General features: G+C 69.5%; 11 protein-coding genes and 1 pseudogene. 3 read left to right on the top strand and 9 right to left on the bottom strand.

Annotated features, from left to right (window positions below):
• Window positions 1–57 precede the first annotated feature (57 nt).
• From AZG88_RS26670 to AZG88_RS26660, 3 genes are all read right to left on the bottom strand, one after another.
• A complete protein-coding gene (locus AZG88_RS26670; RefSeq protein WP_061044136.1) occupies window positions 58–1,932 on the bottom strand; it encodes a DEAD/DEAH box helicase in 1,875 nt (624 codons plus the stop codon).
• A 225-nt stretch (window positions 1,933–2,157) separates the two neighbouring features.
• Window positions 2,158–3,111, bottom strand: coding sequence for a M56 family metallopeptidase (locus AZG88_RS26665; protein ID WP_005246076.1), 954 nt, complete (start codon window positions 3,109–3,111; stop codon window positions 2,158–2,160).
• Window positions 3,112–3,137: 26 nt separating this feature from the next.
• Window positions 3,138–3,551 (bottom strand): BlaI/MecI/CopY family transcriptional regulator, encoded by a 414-nt coding sequence (locus tag AZG88_RS26660; protein ID WP_005246077.1) that lies wholly within the window; start codon window positions 3,549–3,551, stop codon window positions 3,138–3,140.
• Window positions 3,552–3,726: 175 nt separating this feature from the next.
• Here AZG88_RS26660 and AZG88_RS26655 point away from each other — a divergent pair, with 175 nt between their 5' ends.
• Window positions 3,727–6,315 (top strand): phosphatidylglycerol lysyltransferase domain-containing protein, encoded by a 2,589-nt coding sequence (locus tag AZG88_RS26655; protein ID WP_061044135.1) that lies wholly within the window; start codon window positions 3,727–3,729, stop codon window positions 6,313–6,315.
• Window positions 6,316–6,321: 6 nt separating this feature from the next.
• Here the strand turns inward: AZG88_RS26655 and AZG88_RS26650 are convergent, their stop codons facing one another.
• From AZG88_RS26650 to AZG88_RS26640, 3 genes are read right to left on the bottom strand one after another with little or no spacing between them, the layout of a single operon-like run.
• Complete coding sequence (locus AZG88_RS26650; RefSeq protein ID WP_061044134.1) at window positions 6,322–7,155, bottom strand: ABC transporter ATP-binding protein; 834 nt, start codon at window positions 7,153–7,155, stop codon at window positions 6,322–6,324.
• A complete protein-coding gene (locus AZG88_RS26645; RefSeq protein WP_025432557.1) occupies window positions 7,152–8,258 on the bottom strand; it encodes a FecCD family ABC transporter permease in 1,107 nt (368 codons plus the stop codon). The genes AZG88_RS26650 and AZG88_RS26645 overlap by 4 nt, the downstream gene beginning before the upstream one ends.
• A complete protein-coding gene (locus tag AZG88_RS26640; RefSeq protein ID WP_197436281.1) occupies window positions 8,255–9,724 on the bottom strand; it encodes a FecCD family ABC transporter permease in 1,470 nt (489 codons plus the stop codon). The genes AZG88_RS26645 and AZG88_RS26640 overlap by 4 nt, the downstream gene beginning before the upstream one ends.
• A 178-nt stretch (window positions 9,725–9,902) precedes the next feature.
• On the opposite strand from AZG88_RS26640, the gene AZG88_RS26635 reads away from it, so the two are divergent.
• Together AZG88_RS26635 and AZG88_RS26630 are read left to right on the top strand one after the other, a co-directional pair.
• Window positions 9,903–10,682 (top strand): hypothetical protein, encoded by a 780-nt coding sequence (locus AZG88_RS26635; protein ID WP_061044133.1) that lies wholly within the window; start codon window positions 9,903–9,905, stop codon window positions 10,680–10,682.
• Between the two features lie 250 nt (window positions 10,683–10,932).
• Complete coding sequence (locus AZG88_RS26630) at window positions 10,933–11,394, top strand: PaaI family thioesterase (RefSeq protein WP_005255099.1); 462 nt, start codon at window positions 10,933–10,935, stop codon at window positions 11,392–11,394.
• An 82-nt stretch (window positions 11,395–11,476) separates the two neighbouring features.
• Here AZG88_RS26630 and AZG88_RS26625 read toward each other — a convergent pair whose 3' ends face one another.
• The 3 genes and pseudogenes from AZG88_RS26625 to AZG88_RS26615 form a co-directional block, all read right to left on the bottom strand.
• A complete protein-coding gene (locus AZG88_RS26625; RefSeq protein ID WP_061044132.1) occupies window positions 11,477–12,868 on the bottom strand; it encodes an NAD(P)/FAD-dependent oxidoreductase in 1,392 nt (463 codons plus the stop codon).
• 182 nt (window positions 12,869–13,050) lie between these two features.
• Window positions 13,051–13,224, bottom strand: coding sequence for a hypothetical protein (locus AZG88_RS26620; RefSeq protein WP_009480519.1), 174 nt, complete (start codon window positions 13,222–13,224; stop codon window positions 13,051–13,053).
• Between the two features lie 13 nt (window positions 13,225–13,237).
• A pseudogene (locus AZG88_RS26615) lies at window positions 13,238–13,834 on the bottom strand (MmyB family transcriptional regulator); the annotation flags it as partial.
• Window positions 13,835–13,865 lie beyond the last annotated feature (31 nt).

Genomic DNA, 13,865 nt, shown 5'->3' with positions numbered 1-13,865 from the left:
ATGCGACGGCCGGCCTTCTCTCACACTTCGTTATTCGGTTGTCCGATCAGCGATCGATCAGCTGCGGCGCTCACGCCGCGGGCCGTCGAAACCGTCGTACGAGCGACGGTCCGTGCGGCTGCGGAACCCGCCACCGGTCGACGCGGGGCGCCGCTCCGACGCGGCCGCGGGGCGGCGATCGTCACGGCGGTCGTCGCGACGGAACCCGCCCGCCGCACCGCGGTTGTCGCCGAAATCGCGGCGCGGTGCGCTGCGGTCGAAGCTGCGCTCGCCGGTACCGCGGTGGCTGTCGCCGCGGTCACCGAAGTCGCGGCGCGGTGCGCTGTTGCCGCCGCCGTACTCGCGGCGGGGTGCGCTGTCACCGAAGTCGCGGCGCGGGGCCCGATCGGTGAACGTCCGGTTGTCCCGGTCGCCGCGGTAACCGCCGCCACGGTTGTCACCGTCACGCTGCGGACGGTCGCCCCGGTAGCCGCCGGACCGGTTGTCGGTTTGGTCGCGGCGCGGGCCACGACCCTCGAAGCTGCGACCACCCGACGGACGGTCGCCGAAGCTGCGCTCACCACGGTCGCTGCGATTGCCGCGGTAGCCGCCGCCGTCGCGGCCGGCGTATCCGCCATCACGGCGGGGTCCGCGGTCACCGAACTTGCGGTCGCCGCCACGCTCGCCGCGGGAGTAGGTGTCGCGCACCGGTTCTCCGCTGGGCGCCTTGGCGCCGGTGATGCTGGCCAGCTTCTCCGAGCCGGGTGTGACGGGCACGGCGGTGGCGTCGACGCCGGCCATCCCGGTCAGGCGGCGGAACGTGCGCTTCTGGTTGGGGAGCACGATCGCGACGACGGTGCCCTTCTCACCTGCACGGGCGGTCCGGCCTGCGCGGTGCAGGTAGTCCTTGTGGTCGGCGGGCGGATCGACGTGCACGACCAGGTCGATGCCGTCGACGTGGATGCCGCGGGCGGCGACGTCCGTCGCGACGAGCACCGGGGTGCGGCCGTTCTTGAACCGCTCGAGGACACGGGTGCGCTGATTCTGCGCCTTGCCACCGTGCAGCGCCTCGGCGGCGATGCCCACCGCGCGGAGGCGGTCGGTGATGCCCTCGCAGCCGAGCTTGGTGCGGGCGAACATGATCGTGCGGCCGTCGCGGGCACCGATTTCCGCGAGGACGTTGTCCTTCTGGCCGCGGTCGACGAGCAGCACGTAGTGCTCCATCGTGTCGACGCTGGCGCGACCGTCCTCGGTGGAGTGCTGCACGTGGTCGGGCAGGAACTGGCGGACCAGCGACTGCACCTCACGGTCCAGGGTGGCCGAGAACAGGAGACGCTGGCCGTCGGCCCGGGTCTCACCGAGGATGGCCCGGACCTCGGGCAGGAAGCCCATGTCGGCCATCTGATCGGCCTCGTCGAGCGCCGTGATCTCGATCGAGTCGAGGATGCAGGTGCCCTGACGCAGGTGGTCGTTCAGCCGGCCGGGGGTGGCGACGAGGATGTCGACGCCGCGGCGCAGCTGGTCGACCTGCTTGGAGAACGGGGTGCCGCCGACGGCGGGGCGGACGGTCAGGCCCATGGCGCCGGCGTACGAGTTGAGGGAGTCGACCACCTGGAATGCGAGTTCACGGGTGGGCACGAGCACCAGTGCGCGGGGACGCTTGGGTGCGGGCCGGTCCTCGTGGCGGGACAGGCGGGTGAGCATCGGCAGGCCGAATGCGAGGGTCTTGCCTGATCCGGTCTGTGCGCGGCCGAGGACGTTGGTGCCGGCCAGCGCATCGGGGACGGCCAGCGCCTGGATCGGCGACGGGACGGTGATGGAGTTGCGGGCGAGGGCCTGCACCAGGGGGGCGGGCAGGCCGATCTCGGCGAACGTCACGGTGGCGTTCTGATCAGGGGTTTCGGTCTCGGTCTGCTCTAGTGGGGCAGACGTCGTCTGGACAGCGTTGGTCACGCAAATACCTCTCCGGGCATAGGGCGCGTCGCGGAGCGGGGGCTGTCATGCAGCACGCACAAAGGGACGAGCCAGGGCACATGTCACCTGGTCAATCCATTCGCGGAAGTGCGGGGAATTGGGCTGTGTGCCGTTTCAGTGTTGATGGGCCGCAGTGGCGACCGTCGACCAGTGTACGCGACGGGGCGCCCGGTTATCGAATGCGGCGGGTTGTGAGCTGGGTGACTATACGGCGCTGAACAACCGGCTCAGTTCGGTGAGCCAGGGGACGGCGACGGCGATGGTCGGCACCACGAGGATGGCCACCGACGCGGCGTAGGCGGCGAGAGCCACCGGGGTGCCCGCCTCCGAGGAGGCCAGGCGCTGCACCCGCAGCAGGGTGCTGGGACCACCCGCGGCCATGGCACCCTTCGGGGCGATCGACCCCGAGCAGGCGACGAGTGCGCGGGCCAGTGCGGTCGGCCCGGTGGCGCGGACGGCGGAGTCGTCGGCCAGCATCTCGACCAGCAGCTGCACCGACCCCAGCGCGGATTTGCTGCGCACCACGGTGGGGAAGGCGGCGTTGACGGCGGTGAACGCCTCGAGGACGAGGTCGTGCCGGGCCCGCAGATGGGACCGCTCGTGGGTGAGGATCGCGGTGATCTCCGCGTCGTCGAGGTTGGTGAACGTGCCCTGGCTCAGCACCACCCGCTGGCGCAGACCGGGCAGGCAGTAGGCGATGGGCTCGGTGACGTCGAGGACCCGCAGGTCGGGGGTGCGGGCGAGGGGCGACGAGGAGTCGCAGCGGTCGAGGAGGTCGACGAGCATGCGGTGCCGGGCGCGTCTGCGCCGGGTGCGGACCCCGACCTGCACGATCGAGAAGATCAGTTTGGCGCCGACGAGGAGGGTGAGCGCGAAGACCACCACGTACAGCAGCCACAGGGGCAGGCCCAGGGCGTCGATCTCGGCGACCGGTGCCGTGGTGGGGCGCCCGTCCGGTCCGGGGACCAGCAGCTGGCTGGCGATCGCGAGACCCGAACTGAACGCGGACAGAACTGCGGCGAGGGCGATTGCCTGCCACAGCACGAGGGCTGCTCGGGGGGCGCGATGCGGCCATCGGGCACGACTCAGCAGCGCAGGGACAGGCCCTGCGAGAAGAAGTGCGAGTACTCCGAAAACCAGCGCGGTGGTGGCGTCCATGTCCTACTCATCATGCATGACGAACGTCAGCCGGCGCGAACGGTTCCCGACTGATTGTCTCCGGTGGACCGCTCCTTGGCCTCGAGCGCGGCGAGGGCCTCGCGGAGCGCGTCGGCCTCGTCGGCGCCGACCTGCCCCACGAAGTGGACGAGTGCGGCGGCGCGGCTTCCGGACTTGTCAGCCTGCTGCAGGGCGTCCACCATGAGGCTCGCGACGAGCTCCTCGCGCTGGTGCACCGGCAGGTACCGGTGGGCGCGGTCGTCGCGCTGCTGAATGACGAGGTGCTTCTTCGCCAGTCGTTGGAGCACTGTCATGACAGTCGTGTACGCGAGTTCACGGCGTGCCGCCAGTGCCTCGTGTACCTGCCGTACCGTCTGCGGTTCCGATGTGGACCACAGGTGATCCATCACTGCGCGTTCGAGTTCGCCGAGTCCAGCCATAAATTGATTCTACGGATACGACGACGCAGATACGTACTACTGGTAGTAGTAAAACTGCGTCACGGCGTGTGGTATTGGCCATACTCCGAACGGGTGGATTACGGTCGGGTTGGCAGCGGCCGACCCGCCGGGCAAGCGTTCGTTCTCGACATCGCGGAGAGTGGGGACCTGGCGGATGAAGACCGACGACAGCGCGGCGACCGGGCACGGTCCGGCGGCCAGGGTCAAGGGTCAGACCGGGCGGGCGGCGGAACGGGTCTGGGGCGGGGTGCGGGGTGCGCCGGTCAGCATCGCGCTGCTGGTCGTGATCTGGATCCTCGCGATCGCCACGTCCAGTGTGATCAGCGGTCCCTCCCACGACCTGTCCCAGCACGTCGCGATCGGGATCCGGGCGTTCCAGAACGGCTGGGTGTGGACCCTGCTGACCGCCGGGCTGTGGGGCGACGACGTCCTGGCGTACCTGTCGACGACTGTTCTCGTCCTCGTGGTGGCCGCGCCGCTGGAACGCCGCATGGGGTCGGCGCGGTTCGCGCTGGCGGCGGTCGCCACCCAGGTGCTCGGCGGGCTGCTCGCACTGTCGGTGGCCGCCGTCGCGAAGGTCGTCGACGCGAACTGGGGTTTCCGGCTGCACGTGGGCATGGCTGTCGGTCCGAGCACGTGGATCGTCGGTGCCGCGATGGTGGCCAGTTCGAACATGGGCACGCTGTGGCGTCGGCGGATCCGCGTCGGCGTCCTCGTGTTCACCATCACCCTGGCACTGTTCAGTGGTTCGCTGCAGGATGTGGTCCGGCTCGCCGCGGCCGTGGTCGGGCTGGTGATCGGCCGCTGGATCGTCGGCCGTTCCGCGCGCGGCGAACGGATCGCGGGCACCCAGCGTGAGGGCCGGGTGCTCGTCGCGATCATCGTGGCGGCCAGCGCGATCGGTCCGATGATCGCGGCGCTGTCCGCGGAGGCGGTCGGTCCCCTCGCCGTGCTCCGCGACCTGTTCCGCGGCATCCCCTACACGGCCGGCGAAGTGCGCGACCTGTGTGAGGTGTCGGCGTCGGACCCCGAATGCCGGCGCGGGCTGCTCGAACTCCGTCTGTCCGGGGTCGGACCGACCCTGCTGAGCCTGATGCCGTCCCTGTTCCTCCTCACCCTCAGCGACGGCCTCCGACGGGGCCGTCGCTTCGCGTGGGTCGCGTCCGTGATCGCCCAGGTGATCCTGCTGGTGCTGTCGCTGCTGAACTTCGCGGTCCGGTTCGTCGACTCCCTCGACGAGGACTCCCTGTTCTACGGTCTCGCCGACCCGAACCTGTACCGGACGCTGGTGCCGTTCCTGACACCGCTGGCGATCCTGATCGTGCTGCTCGCCACCCGGCGGTTCTTCGACGTGTCCGCCCCGGCCGGCACCTACCGGCGGCTGGCCGTCGTCCTGGTGTCCGTCCTCGCCGGGCTCGCCGTCCTCTACCTGCTGGGCGGGTTGTGGGCGCGGAACGGTTTCGACCCAAGGCCCGGCATGGCGACGCTGGTCGCCGACTTCCCGGAGCGGCTCATCCCGCCCGTGTACCTACAGTGGCTCGACCCCCGGCTGCTGCCGGTGAGCATCCCCGCGACCCTGCTGTACGAGTGGACCGGGGTGGTGTTCTGGGTGGCGGCGTGCGCGCTCGTCGCCGCGACGTTCCTCAGTCCCGCCATCGGATCGGACTCGGAGTCCGCCGAACGCGCACGCGCCCTGCTGAAGTCGGGGAGCGGAAGCCCGCTGTCCTGGATGACGACGTGGCGCGGCAACAACTACTGGTTCTCCGCCGACGGCACCGGCTACGTCGCGTACCGGGTCCTCGCCGGTGTCGCCCTCACCACCGGCGACCCGGTCGGCCCGCCGGACCGGTTGCGGGACAACGTCGAACACTTCGCCGAATTCGCCGCCGCCAACGGGTGGATCCCGTGCTTCTACTCGGTGACCGGCGAGGTCCGCGCCGTCACGGACGCCCTCGGCTGGAGCGGCATCCAGGTCGCCGAGGAGACGGTGCTGGATCTGGGGCAGATCGCGTTCACCGGCAAACGGTTCCAGGACGTCCGGACCGCCCTGAACAAGGCGAAGAAGTCGGGGATCACCGCGGAATGGGTCAGCTTCCCCAGCGCCCCCCGGTCGATCACCGACCAGATCACGGCGATCTCCGAGGAATGGGTGGCCGACAAGGGGATGCCCGAAATGGGTTTCACGCTCGGCGGACTCGACGAGGTCGACGACCCGGAGGTGCGCTGCCTGGTCGCCGTCGACGAGGACCGCACCGTCCACGGCGTCACGTCCTGGTTGCCGGTGTACCAGGACGGGCGGGTGGTCGGCTGGACCCTCGACTTCATGCGGCGGCGCTCGGAAGGGTTCCGCCCGGCGATGGAGTTCCTCATCGCGTCGGCGGCGCTGAAACTGGAGGAGGAGGGGGCGCAGTTCCTGAGCCTGTCCGGCGCCCCGCTCGCCAAGGTCGAGCAACCGGACGGCGACGCCGACGAGCGGGAACGGTCGGAGTCGTCGAGCCTGTCGGCGGTGATGGACAGCGTCCTCGATCTGCTCGGCCGGACCCTGGAACCGGTGTACGGGTTCCGTTCGCTGCTGGCGTTCAAGTCGAAGTTCCAGCCCCGGTACGTGGCCATGCACATGACGTTCGCCGACCCGGCGGCCCTGCCGAGCATCGGCAACGCCGTCGGCAGGGCGTACCTGCCGACGGTGTCGCTGGGGCAGAGTTACCGCCTGGTGCGGACGATGATCGGCGGCCGACGCTGACGGCCGCTACTTCGACTCCGGTCCGCCGACCGCGCCGTACACGTGGCGGGTGCCGATCGGCACCACCAGCGGGCGATCGGACACCGGGTCGGCGATGACCGCGGCCTCGAGACCGAACACCTCGAGCAGGAGTTCGGCGGAGATGATGTCCTTCGGCGCGCCGGCCGCGACGATGGTGCCGTCCCGCATGACGATCAGCTGATCGCTGTAGCGGATCGCGAGGTTCAGGTCGTGGAGCACCATCACCACGGTGCGGCCCAACTCCTCGTGCATCCGGTCCACCAGGTCGAGCACCTCGATCGAGTGCGCCAGGTCCAGGTAGGTGGTGGGCTCGTCGAGCAGGAGGATGTCGGTTCCCTGCGCGAGGGCCATCGAGATCCAGGCCCGCTGACGCTGACCACCCGACAGTTGGTCGACGGGGCGGTCCGCGAGGTCGGACACCCCGGTCAGCGCGAGCGCCTCGGCGACCTCGCCCTCGTCGTCGGACGACCACTGCCGCAGCCACGACTGGTGCGGGTGCCTGCCGCGGGCCACCAGGTCGGCCACCGTGAGCCCCTCGGGGGCCAGCGGCGCCTGGGGAAGCATGCCCAGTGTGCGGGCGACGTCCTTGGTGCGCATCGAGCCGATGGCCTTGCCGTCGAGCAGCACCGAACCGTTGCGCGGCCTCAGCAGCCGCCCCAGCGCGCGCAGCAGGGTGGACTTGCCGCAGCCGTTCGGTCCGATCACGGTGGTGATCACCCCGGTCCTCACCTCGAGGTCGAGGTGGTCGACGATGACCCGGTCGCCGTACCCGAGGCTCAGGTTCTCGGCGATCAGTCGAGAGTCAGTCTGCACGGTCATGCCGAGACCTTCCGATTGTTGCGCACCAGCAGATACAGCAGGAATGGACCGCCGAGTGCGGAGGTGACGATACCCACCGGCAGTTCGACGGGCAGGATCGTGCGGGCGACGACGTCGCTGCCCACCACGAGCACGGCGCCGGTCAGCGCCGACGCGATGAGCGGCGGTCCCGCGGACCGCACCAGCCGCAGCGCCACCTGCGGCGCGGCGAGCGCGACGAAGCCGACCGGACCCGCCGCCGCGGTCGCGATGCCGGCCAGGGCGACGGCCATGAGCAGGAGCCGGGCCTGCGACCACTGCAGCCGCACACCCAGCGACACCGCGTTGTCGTCGCCGAGGCGGAGGGCGCCCATCGTGAACGACGAGATCACCGCGTAGCCGCCGACGAGGACGACGGCGATCGTGACGGGCCACACCTGACTCCAGGCGGCGCCGTTGAGGGACCCGTTGAGCCACACCTGGGCCCGCGACGCGTCGTTGATGTCCGCGGAGATCAGCAGCCAGCCGGTGACGGCGATCAGCATGGCGTTGATGCCGATGCCGATCAGGATCAGCCGGTAACCCTCCACCCCGCCGCGCCACGCGAGCAGGTAAATGACCAGCGCGGTGAGAAGTCCGCCGAACAGGGCGGCCAGCGGGATGCCCAGGGTGGCGAGGAGGCCGACGAAGCTGCCGCCGCCGCCGAGGACGATCAGCGCGACCGCGGCGGCGCTGGCACCGGACGTGATGCCGAGGATGTCCGGGCTGGCGAGGGCGTTGCGGGCGATCGACTGGGTGATGGCGCCGGCCAAGCCGAGGGCCATGCCGATGAACACCCCGGTCAGCGACCGCGGCAGCCGGAGGTCCATGACGATGAAGTTCTGCGCCTTCGTGCCGCCGCCGAACAGCACCCGGGTGACCTCGGGGATCGACAGCGGGTAGTCGCCGCGGCCGATGTTGAGGCACAGCACCAGGAACAGCGCCACCAGCAGGGCCACGTTCACGGCGATGCCGAGGGGGCGCAGGACCAGCGAGATCGGTCCGAGCCGGAACGCGGGGCGGGCCGGGACGCGGGACGCCGGGGCGGCCCCGAGGTCGGGGCGCACTTCGTCGCGAGTGCTCACAGGCTTGCCAACTTTCTGCGCCGAACCAACGCGATGAAGAACGGTGCACCGAACACGGCCAGCACGATCCCCACCTGCAACTCACCCGGCCGGACGACGACGCGTCCGATGACGTCGGCGGTCACGAGCATGACGCCGCCGAGGAGCCCGGCGTAGGGGACCAGCCACCGGTAGTCGGGGCCGGTGATCGCCCGCGCGACGTGGGGGACGACGAGACCGATGAACGCGATCGGACCGCACGCCGCGGTGGCCGCACCGGTGAGGAGGGTGATCGCGACGATGCCGAGTGCGCGGCTGGCCGCGATGTTCGTGCCCAGCGACCGTGCCACGTCCTCGCCGAGGCTGAGGACGTTCAGGCCCGGTGTGCTGACGAGGGCGAGGATCAGTCCGACGACGAGGAACGGCAGCACCTGCCACAGCACGTCGAAGCCGCGGCCGGCCACGGACCCGACCACCCAGAAGCGGTAGGAGTCGAGGCTGGACTGGTCGACGATGATGATTGCGTTGGTCATCGCCTGCAGGAAGAACGCGACGGCGGCGCCGGCCAGGGCCAGGCTCAGCGGGCTCGCCGCCCCGTTCCCGATCGATGACAGCCCGAACACGACCACGCTCGCCGCGAACGACCCGGCGAACGCGAACCACAGGTATTCGCTGGGCGCGCTGAACCCGAACAGGTACATCGACAGCACCACGAGGAATGCGGCGCCCGCGTTGAGACCGAGGAGGCCGGCGTCGGCAAGCGGGTTGCGGGTGTGCCCCTGGATGAGGGCGCCCGCGACACCGAGCGCCATTCCGACGATGAGTCCCAGTGCGGTGCGCGGGCCGCGGAGTGTGCGCACGATGATGTCGGTCTGCGAACCGTCCGCGTCGAACAGTGCATGGAAGATCTCCGCGAACGACAGCGGCCGCGCCCCGACGGCGACGCTGGCGAGGAGCACCAACCCGAGCAGGACCACGAGGACGCCCAGCCCGACGAGCCGACGTCGCCGGATCGCCGCGACCGACACGTCCTTCTCGCGGACGGTGAAGCCCTCGTCGGACGCGGTGCTCTCCCGCACGACCTCGGTTCCGGAACGCCGGAACACCCGCTGTAGCGACCGTTTCGGGCCGATCGCGTCCTGGGTGTGGGTGTCGCGGGTGACCAGGCCGACCCAGCCCTTCCCCGAACTCTGGCCGGTGTTGCCTTCGCGGAAACCGCGGTTCCACAGGGCCAGTCCGAGGGCGATCGCGACGGCGGCGCCGCCGAACACGACCCGGTCCGCCTGCCCGCCGCCGTTGTCTTCGCGGAGGGACTCCACGATGTACCAGCCGAGGACGAGGGGGATGGCCACTATCCCGATGTCGAGCAGTCCCGCGAGTGCCCGGAGGTACAGCGGGGCGGGACCGCGCGGGACGTCGCGCTTCCCGTAGGGCTCGTCGGTCGGCAGGTGCGGGATGTCGCTGCCGAACTGTCTCGTCGTCGTCACTGGCGGGGGAAGCTCCTGACGTGTGTGCCTGTGCACCGGATCTGCACCGAATTCAACTACTTAGGTTACGGAACCCTATCTCTGATGCCACATCCGGCGGGACGTCCCGGGCGTTGCGGTCGACGGGGGTGCCTCACATCACATGATGTCAAGTCTTGATATTTGGTTAGGCTCACCTATGTTTGGTGTGTTCCATCCCGACCGATTGGAGTGCACGGTGACTTCGACCCTGTCCGCCCCCGCGACCGCACTGGACGTGTCCTGCACGCGACTTCGCGCGCTGAACGCCGAATATCCGCGCATGTACGCGGTCGCGACGATGGCAGACGAGGGTAAACGCCGGTGGTGGTCGCTGGCGGACGACCTCGGCGGCGACCGGGTGCCCCGGATGTGGGCCCGTTCGCTCGAGGACGTTACCGACCCGGACGTCGCCGCGATGCAGGTGGCCACCGCGCTCATACACGCCGTGGTCGGGCGCGTCACCGCGCTCGTCGTCCTGGAGGGCCGCGCGTGGGACCCGGGGCTCGAGAACCTGTGGATCCACATGGACAGCGACGAGGGCATCGACTGGGCGGGTGTCGCCGACGACACCATGCGCGTGCTGCCGGACGACCCGTACGCCGGCGCACCCCGGACGGTCACCGTGCCCTGCGAGCGGGCGCTGCTGCTCTGGACGGTGCACCGCAGTCTCACGTCGCTGCACGCGGTGTTCGACGCCATCGCCCGGCTGACGCCGATCGACGCGTCCCGCTTCTGGGGACTCGTGGGGGAGGCCGTGCTCGGAGCCGCGACGTACGTGCCGATCCTCGCCGGTGGCGGCGAGGCGGCCGCGCAGCGCCGCGGGCAGGGGATCCTGGACGCCTTCGTGGCCGCCGGGGTGCCGGTCCGCTCGAAGAGCCGGATCACGCGCCCGCACTGCGGCCGACTCGGGCAAGCCAGGAAGCGCTTGCTTAATTAGGGCAGCCTTGCCTATACTCGTTCCAGGCGCCGAGCAGAAATGCCGGCGCCGAGAACCGAACTACCGGACCGCGCCGGAGTCCTGAGGGCTGCAGTGACTCCCAGGTCCATCCCACGGCGGGCCTCACGCTGACACAGTGTGAGGCCCGCCGATCCGTTTGCCCCACCTGCTTTTCCCGCCTCCCTTCCCGTCGTGTAGGCAGGAGATCGGGTGCGCCGCGAGAGCGCACAGCGATCCGATGGAGAGTGTGATGGTGGATTCCGGGGAACAGCAGGCATCGAACGGTGACGGGCGGATCGACACTGCCGCGTTGGCCGATCAACTGGGCAAGGGCTTCGACGCCCTCATCGGGCTCGAATACACCGAACTCTCACCCGACCGCGTGCGAGCGCAATGGACGGTCACCCCGGACCTGCAGCAGCCGGCCGGAATCCAGCACGGCGGCGTCTACTGCTCCGTCATCGAATCGGTGGCCAGCGCAGCGGGCACGGTGTGGCTCGGCGGACGCGGACACGTCGTCGGTGTCAACAACAACACCGACTTCCTTCGCGCGACGCGGGAGGGCACGCTGACCGCCGAAGCCAGTCCCGTTCACCGCGGACGCACCCAGCAGCTGTGGGAGGTCCGGATCACCGACGAACAGGATCGACTCGTCTCCAAGGGGCAGGTCCGGCTCGCGAACATCACCGACACCGGACGCCTCGGCAACTGACGACCACCCACGCGCACGGCGGAGGGGACGGACCCGACAGGTCCGTCCCCTCCGCTCTGTTCACGTCATGGGCGCGCCTGCGTCACCCCGCGGCTTTGCGCTGCGCGCCGCCGGACGACTTCTCGGCCTCTCTCTCCCGCTCGTGCCGCTCCAGCTGCTCCATCGCGTTGCGGGCGAACACCCACTGCTCGGTGGACGCCATCTGCGCGCGCCCGCGGCCGAGGAACGTCACCGTCCACGACAGCAGAGTGGACAGCCGGCTGCGGAACCCGACCAGGTACATCAGGTGGATCGCCAGCCAGGCCACCCAGCCGATGAAACCGCTGATCTCGAGCTTCCCGACCTTCGCCACCGCACTGAACCGCGAGATGGTGGCCATGCTGCCCTTGTCGAAGTACTTGAACGGCGGCCGGTCCTCCGGCTTCTGACCGCTCAGCCCGGCCTTGATCTGCTTGGCCGCGTACTTGCCGCCCTGCATCGCGACCTGCGCCAGACCCGGCAACTTGTCGAGCGCCATCATGTCGCCGATCACGAACACCTCGGGGTGGCCGGGCACCGACAGGTCCGGCTTGACCAGGACGCGACCGGCCCGGTCGATCTCGGCGTCCGACTGCTCCGCGATCTGCTTGCCCAGCGGGCTCGCCTGCACACCGGCCGACCACACCTTGCACTGCGACTCGATCCGGCGTTGCGTGCCGTCCTTGTCCTTGACGACGAGGCCGTCGACGTCGACGTCGACGACCATCGCCCCCAGCTGGATCTCGATGCCGAGCTTCTCCAGCTGCTGGCGGGCCTTGCGGCTCAGCTTGCCGCCGTAGACGGGCAGCACGTCGTCCGCGCCGTCCAGCAGGATCACGCGGGCCTCACGAGGATCGATGTTGCGGAACGCCCCCGACAGGGTGCGCCGCGACAGTTCCGCGATCTGGCCGGCGAGCTCGACACCGGTCGGACCGGCGCCGACGACGACGAACGTCAGGAGCCGGGCGCGTTCGGCGGGATCGTTCGACAATTCGGCCTGCTCGAACGCGCCCAGGATGCGGCCGCGCAGTTCGAGGGCGTCGTCGATGGTCTTCATGCCCGGCGCGAACTCGGAGAAATGATCGTTGCCGAAGTAGGACTGGCCCGCGCCCGCCGCGACGATCAGGCTGTCGTACGGGGTGATGGTGGTCCGGTCCAGGAACCGGGAGGTGATCGTCTTCGCCTCGAGATCGATCTTGTCGACATCGCCGAGCAGAACCTTGGTGTTCTTCTGCTTCCGCAGCACCAACCGGGTGGCGGGAGCGATGTCGCCGACGGAGAGAATGCCGGTCGCCACCTGATACAGCAATGGCTGGAACAGATGGTGAGTGGTGCGCGCGATCATGGTGATGTCGACATCGGCATTCTTCAGCGCCTGTGTGCCGAACAACCCACCGAAGCCGGATCCAATGACCACGACGCGATGGCGGCGTGACTCAACCGACTTGATACTCATTCCGTGCTCCTCGAAAAATAGACGACTCCTGTCACGGTAGTCGCCTTGTCCCCGAGCGTCTCAGTAAGCGTTGCTTCGCCCCGCCCGCACAGCGGAATCGATCCAGAAACCGGCGGCCCGGCCATACGTGAAGGCGGGCAGCCCCTCCGTGAGGAACCGCCCGCCTTCCGGTGCGTACGCGGCTATTCCGCCCTGCCGATCCGCTTCCGCCCCGTGGGAGTCCCCGGGGATTCCGGCGGAATGAAATCCGATTTGATCGAGAACACGAACAGTGCCGACACCCCGACCACGACGACAAGAATGGTGAGGACTACGACCACGTAGCCGAAACCGACACCAATTGCTGTCAAGTCCATCAGACCTACCTCCTCAGTCGCTGCTCACGCTACTGCGGAGGGTAGCCGCTGTCACCGCGTCGGCGGGGAAGAACGATTTGATGGCCAGCTCCGCGACCGTCACGTCGAGGGGAGTGCCGAACATCGTGGTCGTGCTGAGGAACGCCAGCACCGTGTCGTGGTGCCGGATACGCAGCGGCACGACGAGCGACCCCGGCAGTTCGGCGCTGCCGACGGTGCCACCGGGGTAGCCCTCCAACTCCCGCAGCAGGTCACGCAGTCCGTCGTCGCCGGTGACCGCGATCTGATGCCGCAGCCGGTGCAGGAGATGCCCCCGCCACTGCGCCAGGTCCAGGATGCGCGGTGCCATGCCGTCCGGGTGCAGGCTCAATCGCAGGACGTTCACGGGCGGCTCGAGCAATTCCGCGGCGCACCCCTCGGTCAGCACCGCGACCGCGTCGTTGGCGTCCACCATGTTCCAGTGCCGGTCGACGACCACCGCCGGGTACGGGGAATGCGCGGTGAGGATCTTCCCGATGGCATCGGCGATCGACGCCATCGGCACATCCGACAGTCGATGCTCCGGGAAGGCGGGCGCGAAACCGCCCGCGAGGAGCAGCGAATTGCGTTCACCGGATTAAACAGAGGAAGCCTGGCCCTTC

This window comes from Rhodococcus sp. LB1, assembly GCF_001583455.1.
In the GTDB taxonomy this organism is placed as follows: domain Bacteria; phylum Actinomycetota; class Actinomycetes; order Mycobacteriales; family Mycobacteriaceae; genus Rhodococcus_F; species Rhodococcus_F opacus.
This window is presented reverse-complemented; position numbering and strand designations above follow the sequence as displayed.

What these genes read in the sequence shown, in the direction of transcription:
- AZG88_RS26665 (WP_005246076.1), bottom strand. Translation starts at nt 3,111, where the DNA reads ATGGACGCCACCACCGCGCTGGTTTTCGGAGTACTCGCACTTCTTCTC.
- AZG88_RS26660 (WP_005246077.1), bottom strand. Translation starts at nt 3,551, where the DNA reads ATGGCTGGACTCGGCGAACTCGAACGCGCAGTGATGGATCACCTGTGG.
- AZG88_RS26655 (WP_061044135.1), top strand. Translation starts at nt 3,727, where the DNA reads ATGAAGACCGACGACAGCGCGGCGACCGGGCACGGTCCGGCGGCCAGG.
- AZG88_RS26650 (WP_061044134.1), bottom strand. Translation starts at nt 7,155, where the DNA reads ATGACCGTGCAGACTGACTCTCGACTGATCGCCGAGAACCTGAGCCTC.
- AZG88_RS26635 (WP_061044133.1), top strand. Translation starts at nt 9,903, where the DNA reads ATGTTTGGTGTGTTCCATCCCGACCGATTGGAGTGCACGGTGACTTCG.
- AZG88_RS26630 (WP_005255099.1), top strand. Translation starts at nt 10,933, where the DNA reads ATGGTGGATTCCGGGGAACAGCAGGCATCGAACGGTGACGGGCGGATC.
- AZG88_RS26625 (WP_061044132.1), bottom strand. Translation starts at nt 12,868, where the DNA reads ATGAGTATCAAGTCGGTTGAGTCACGCCGCCATCGCGTCGTGGTCATT.
- AZG88_RS26620 (WP_009480519.1), bottom strand. Translation starts at nt 13,224, where the DNA reads ATGGACTTGACAGCAATTGGTGTCGGTTTCGGCTACGTGGTCGTAGTC.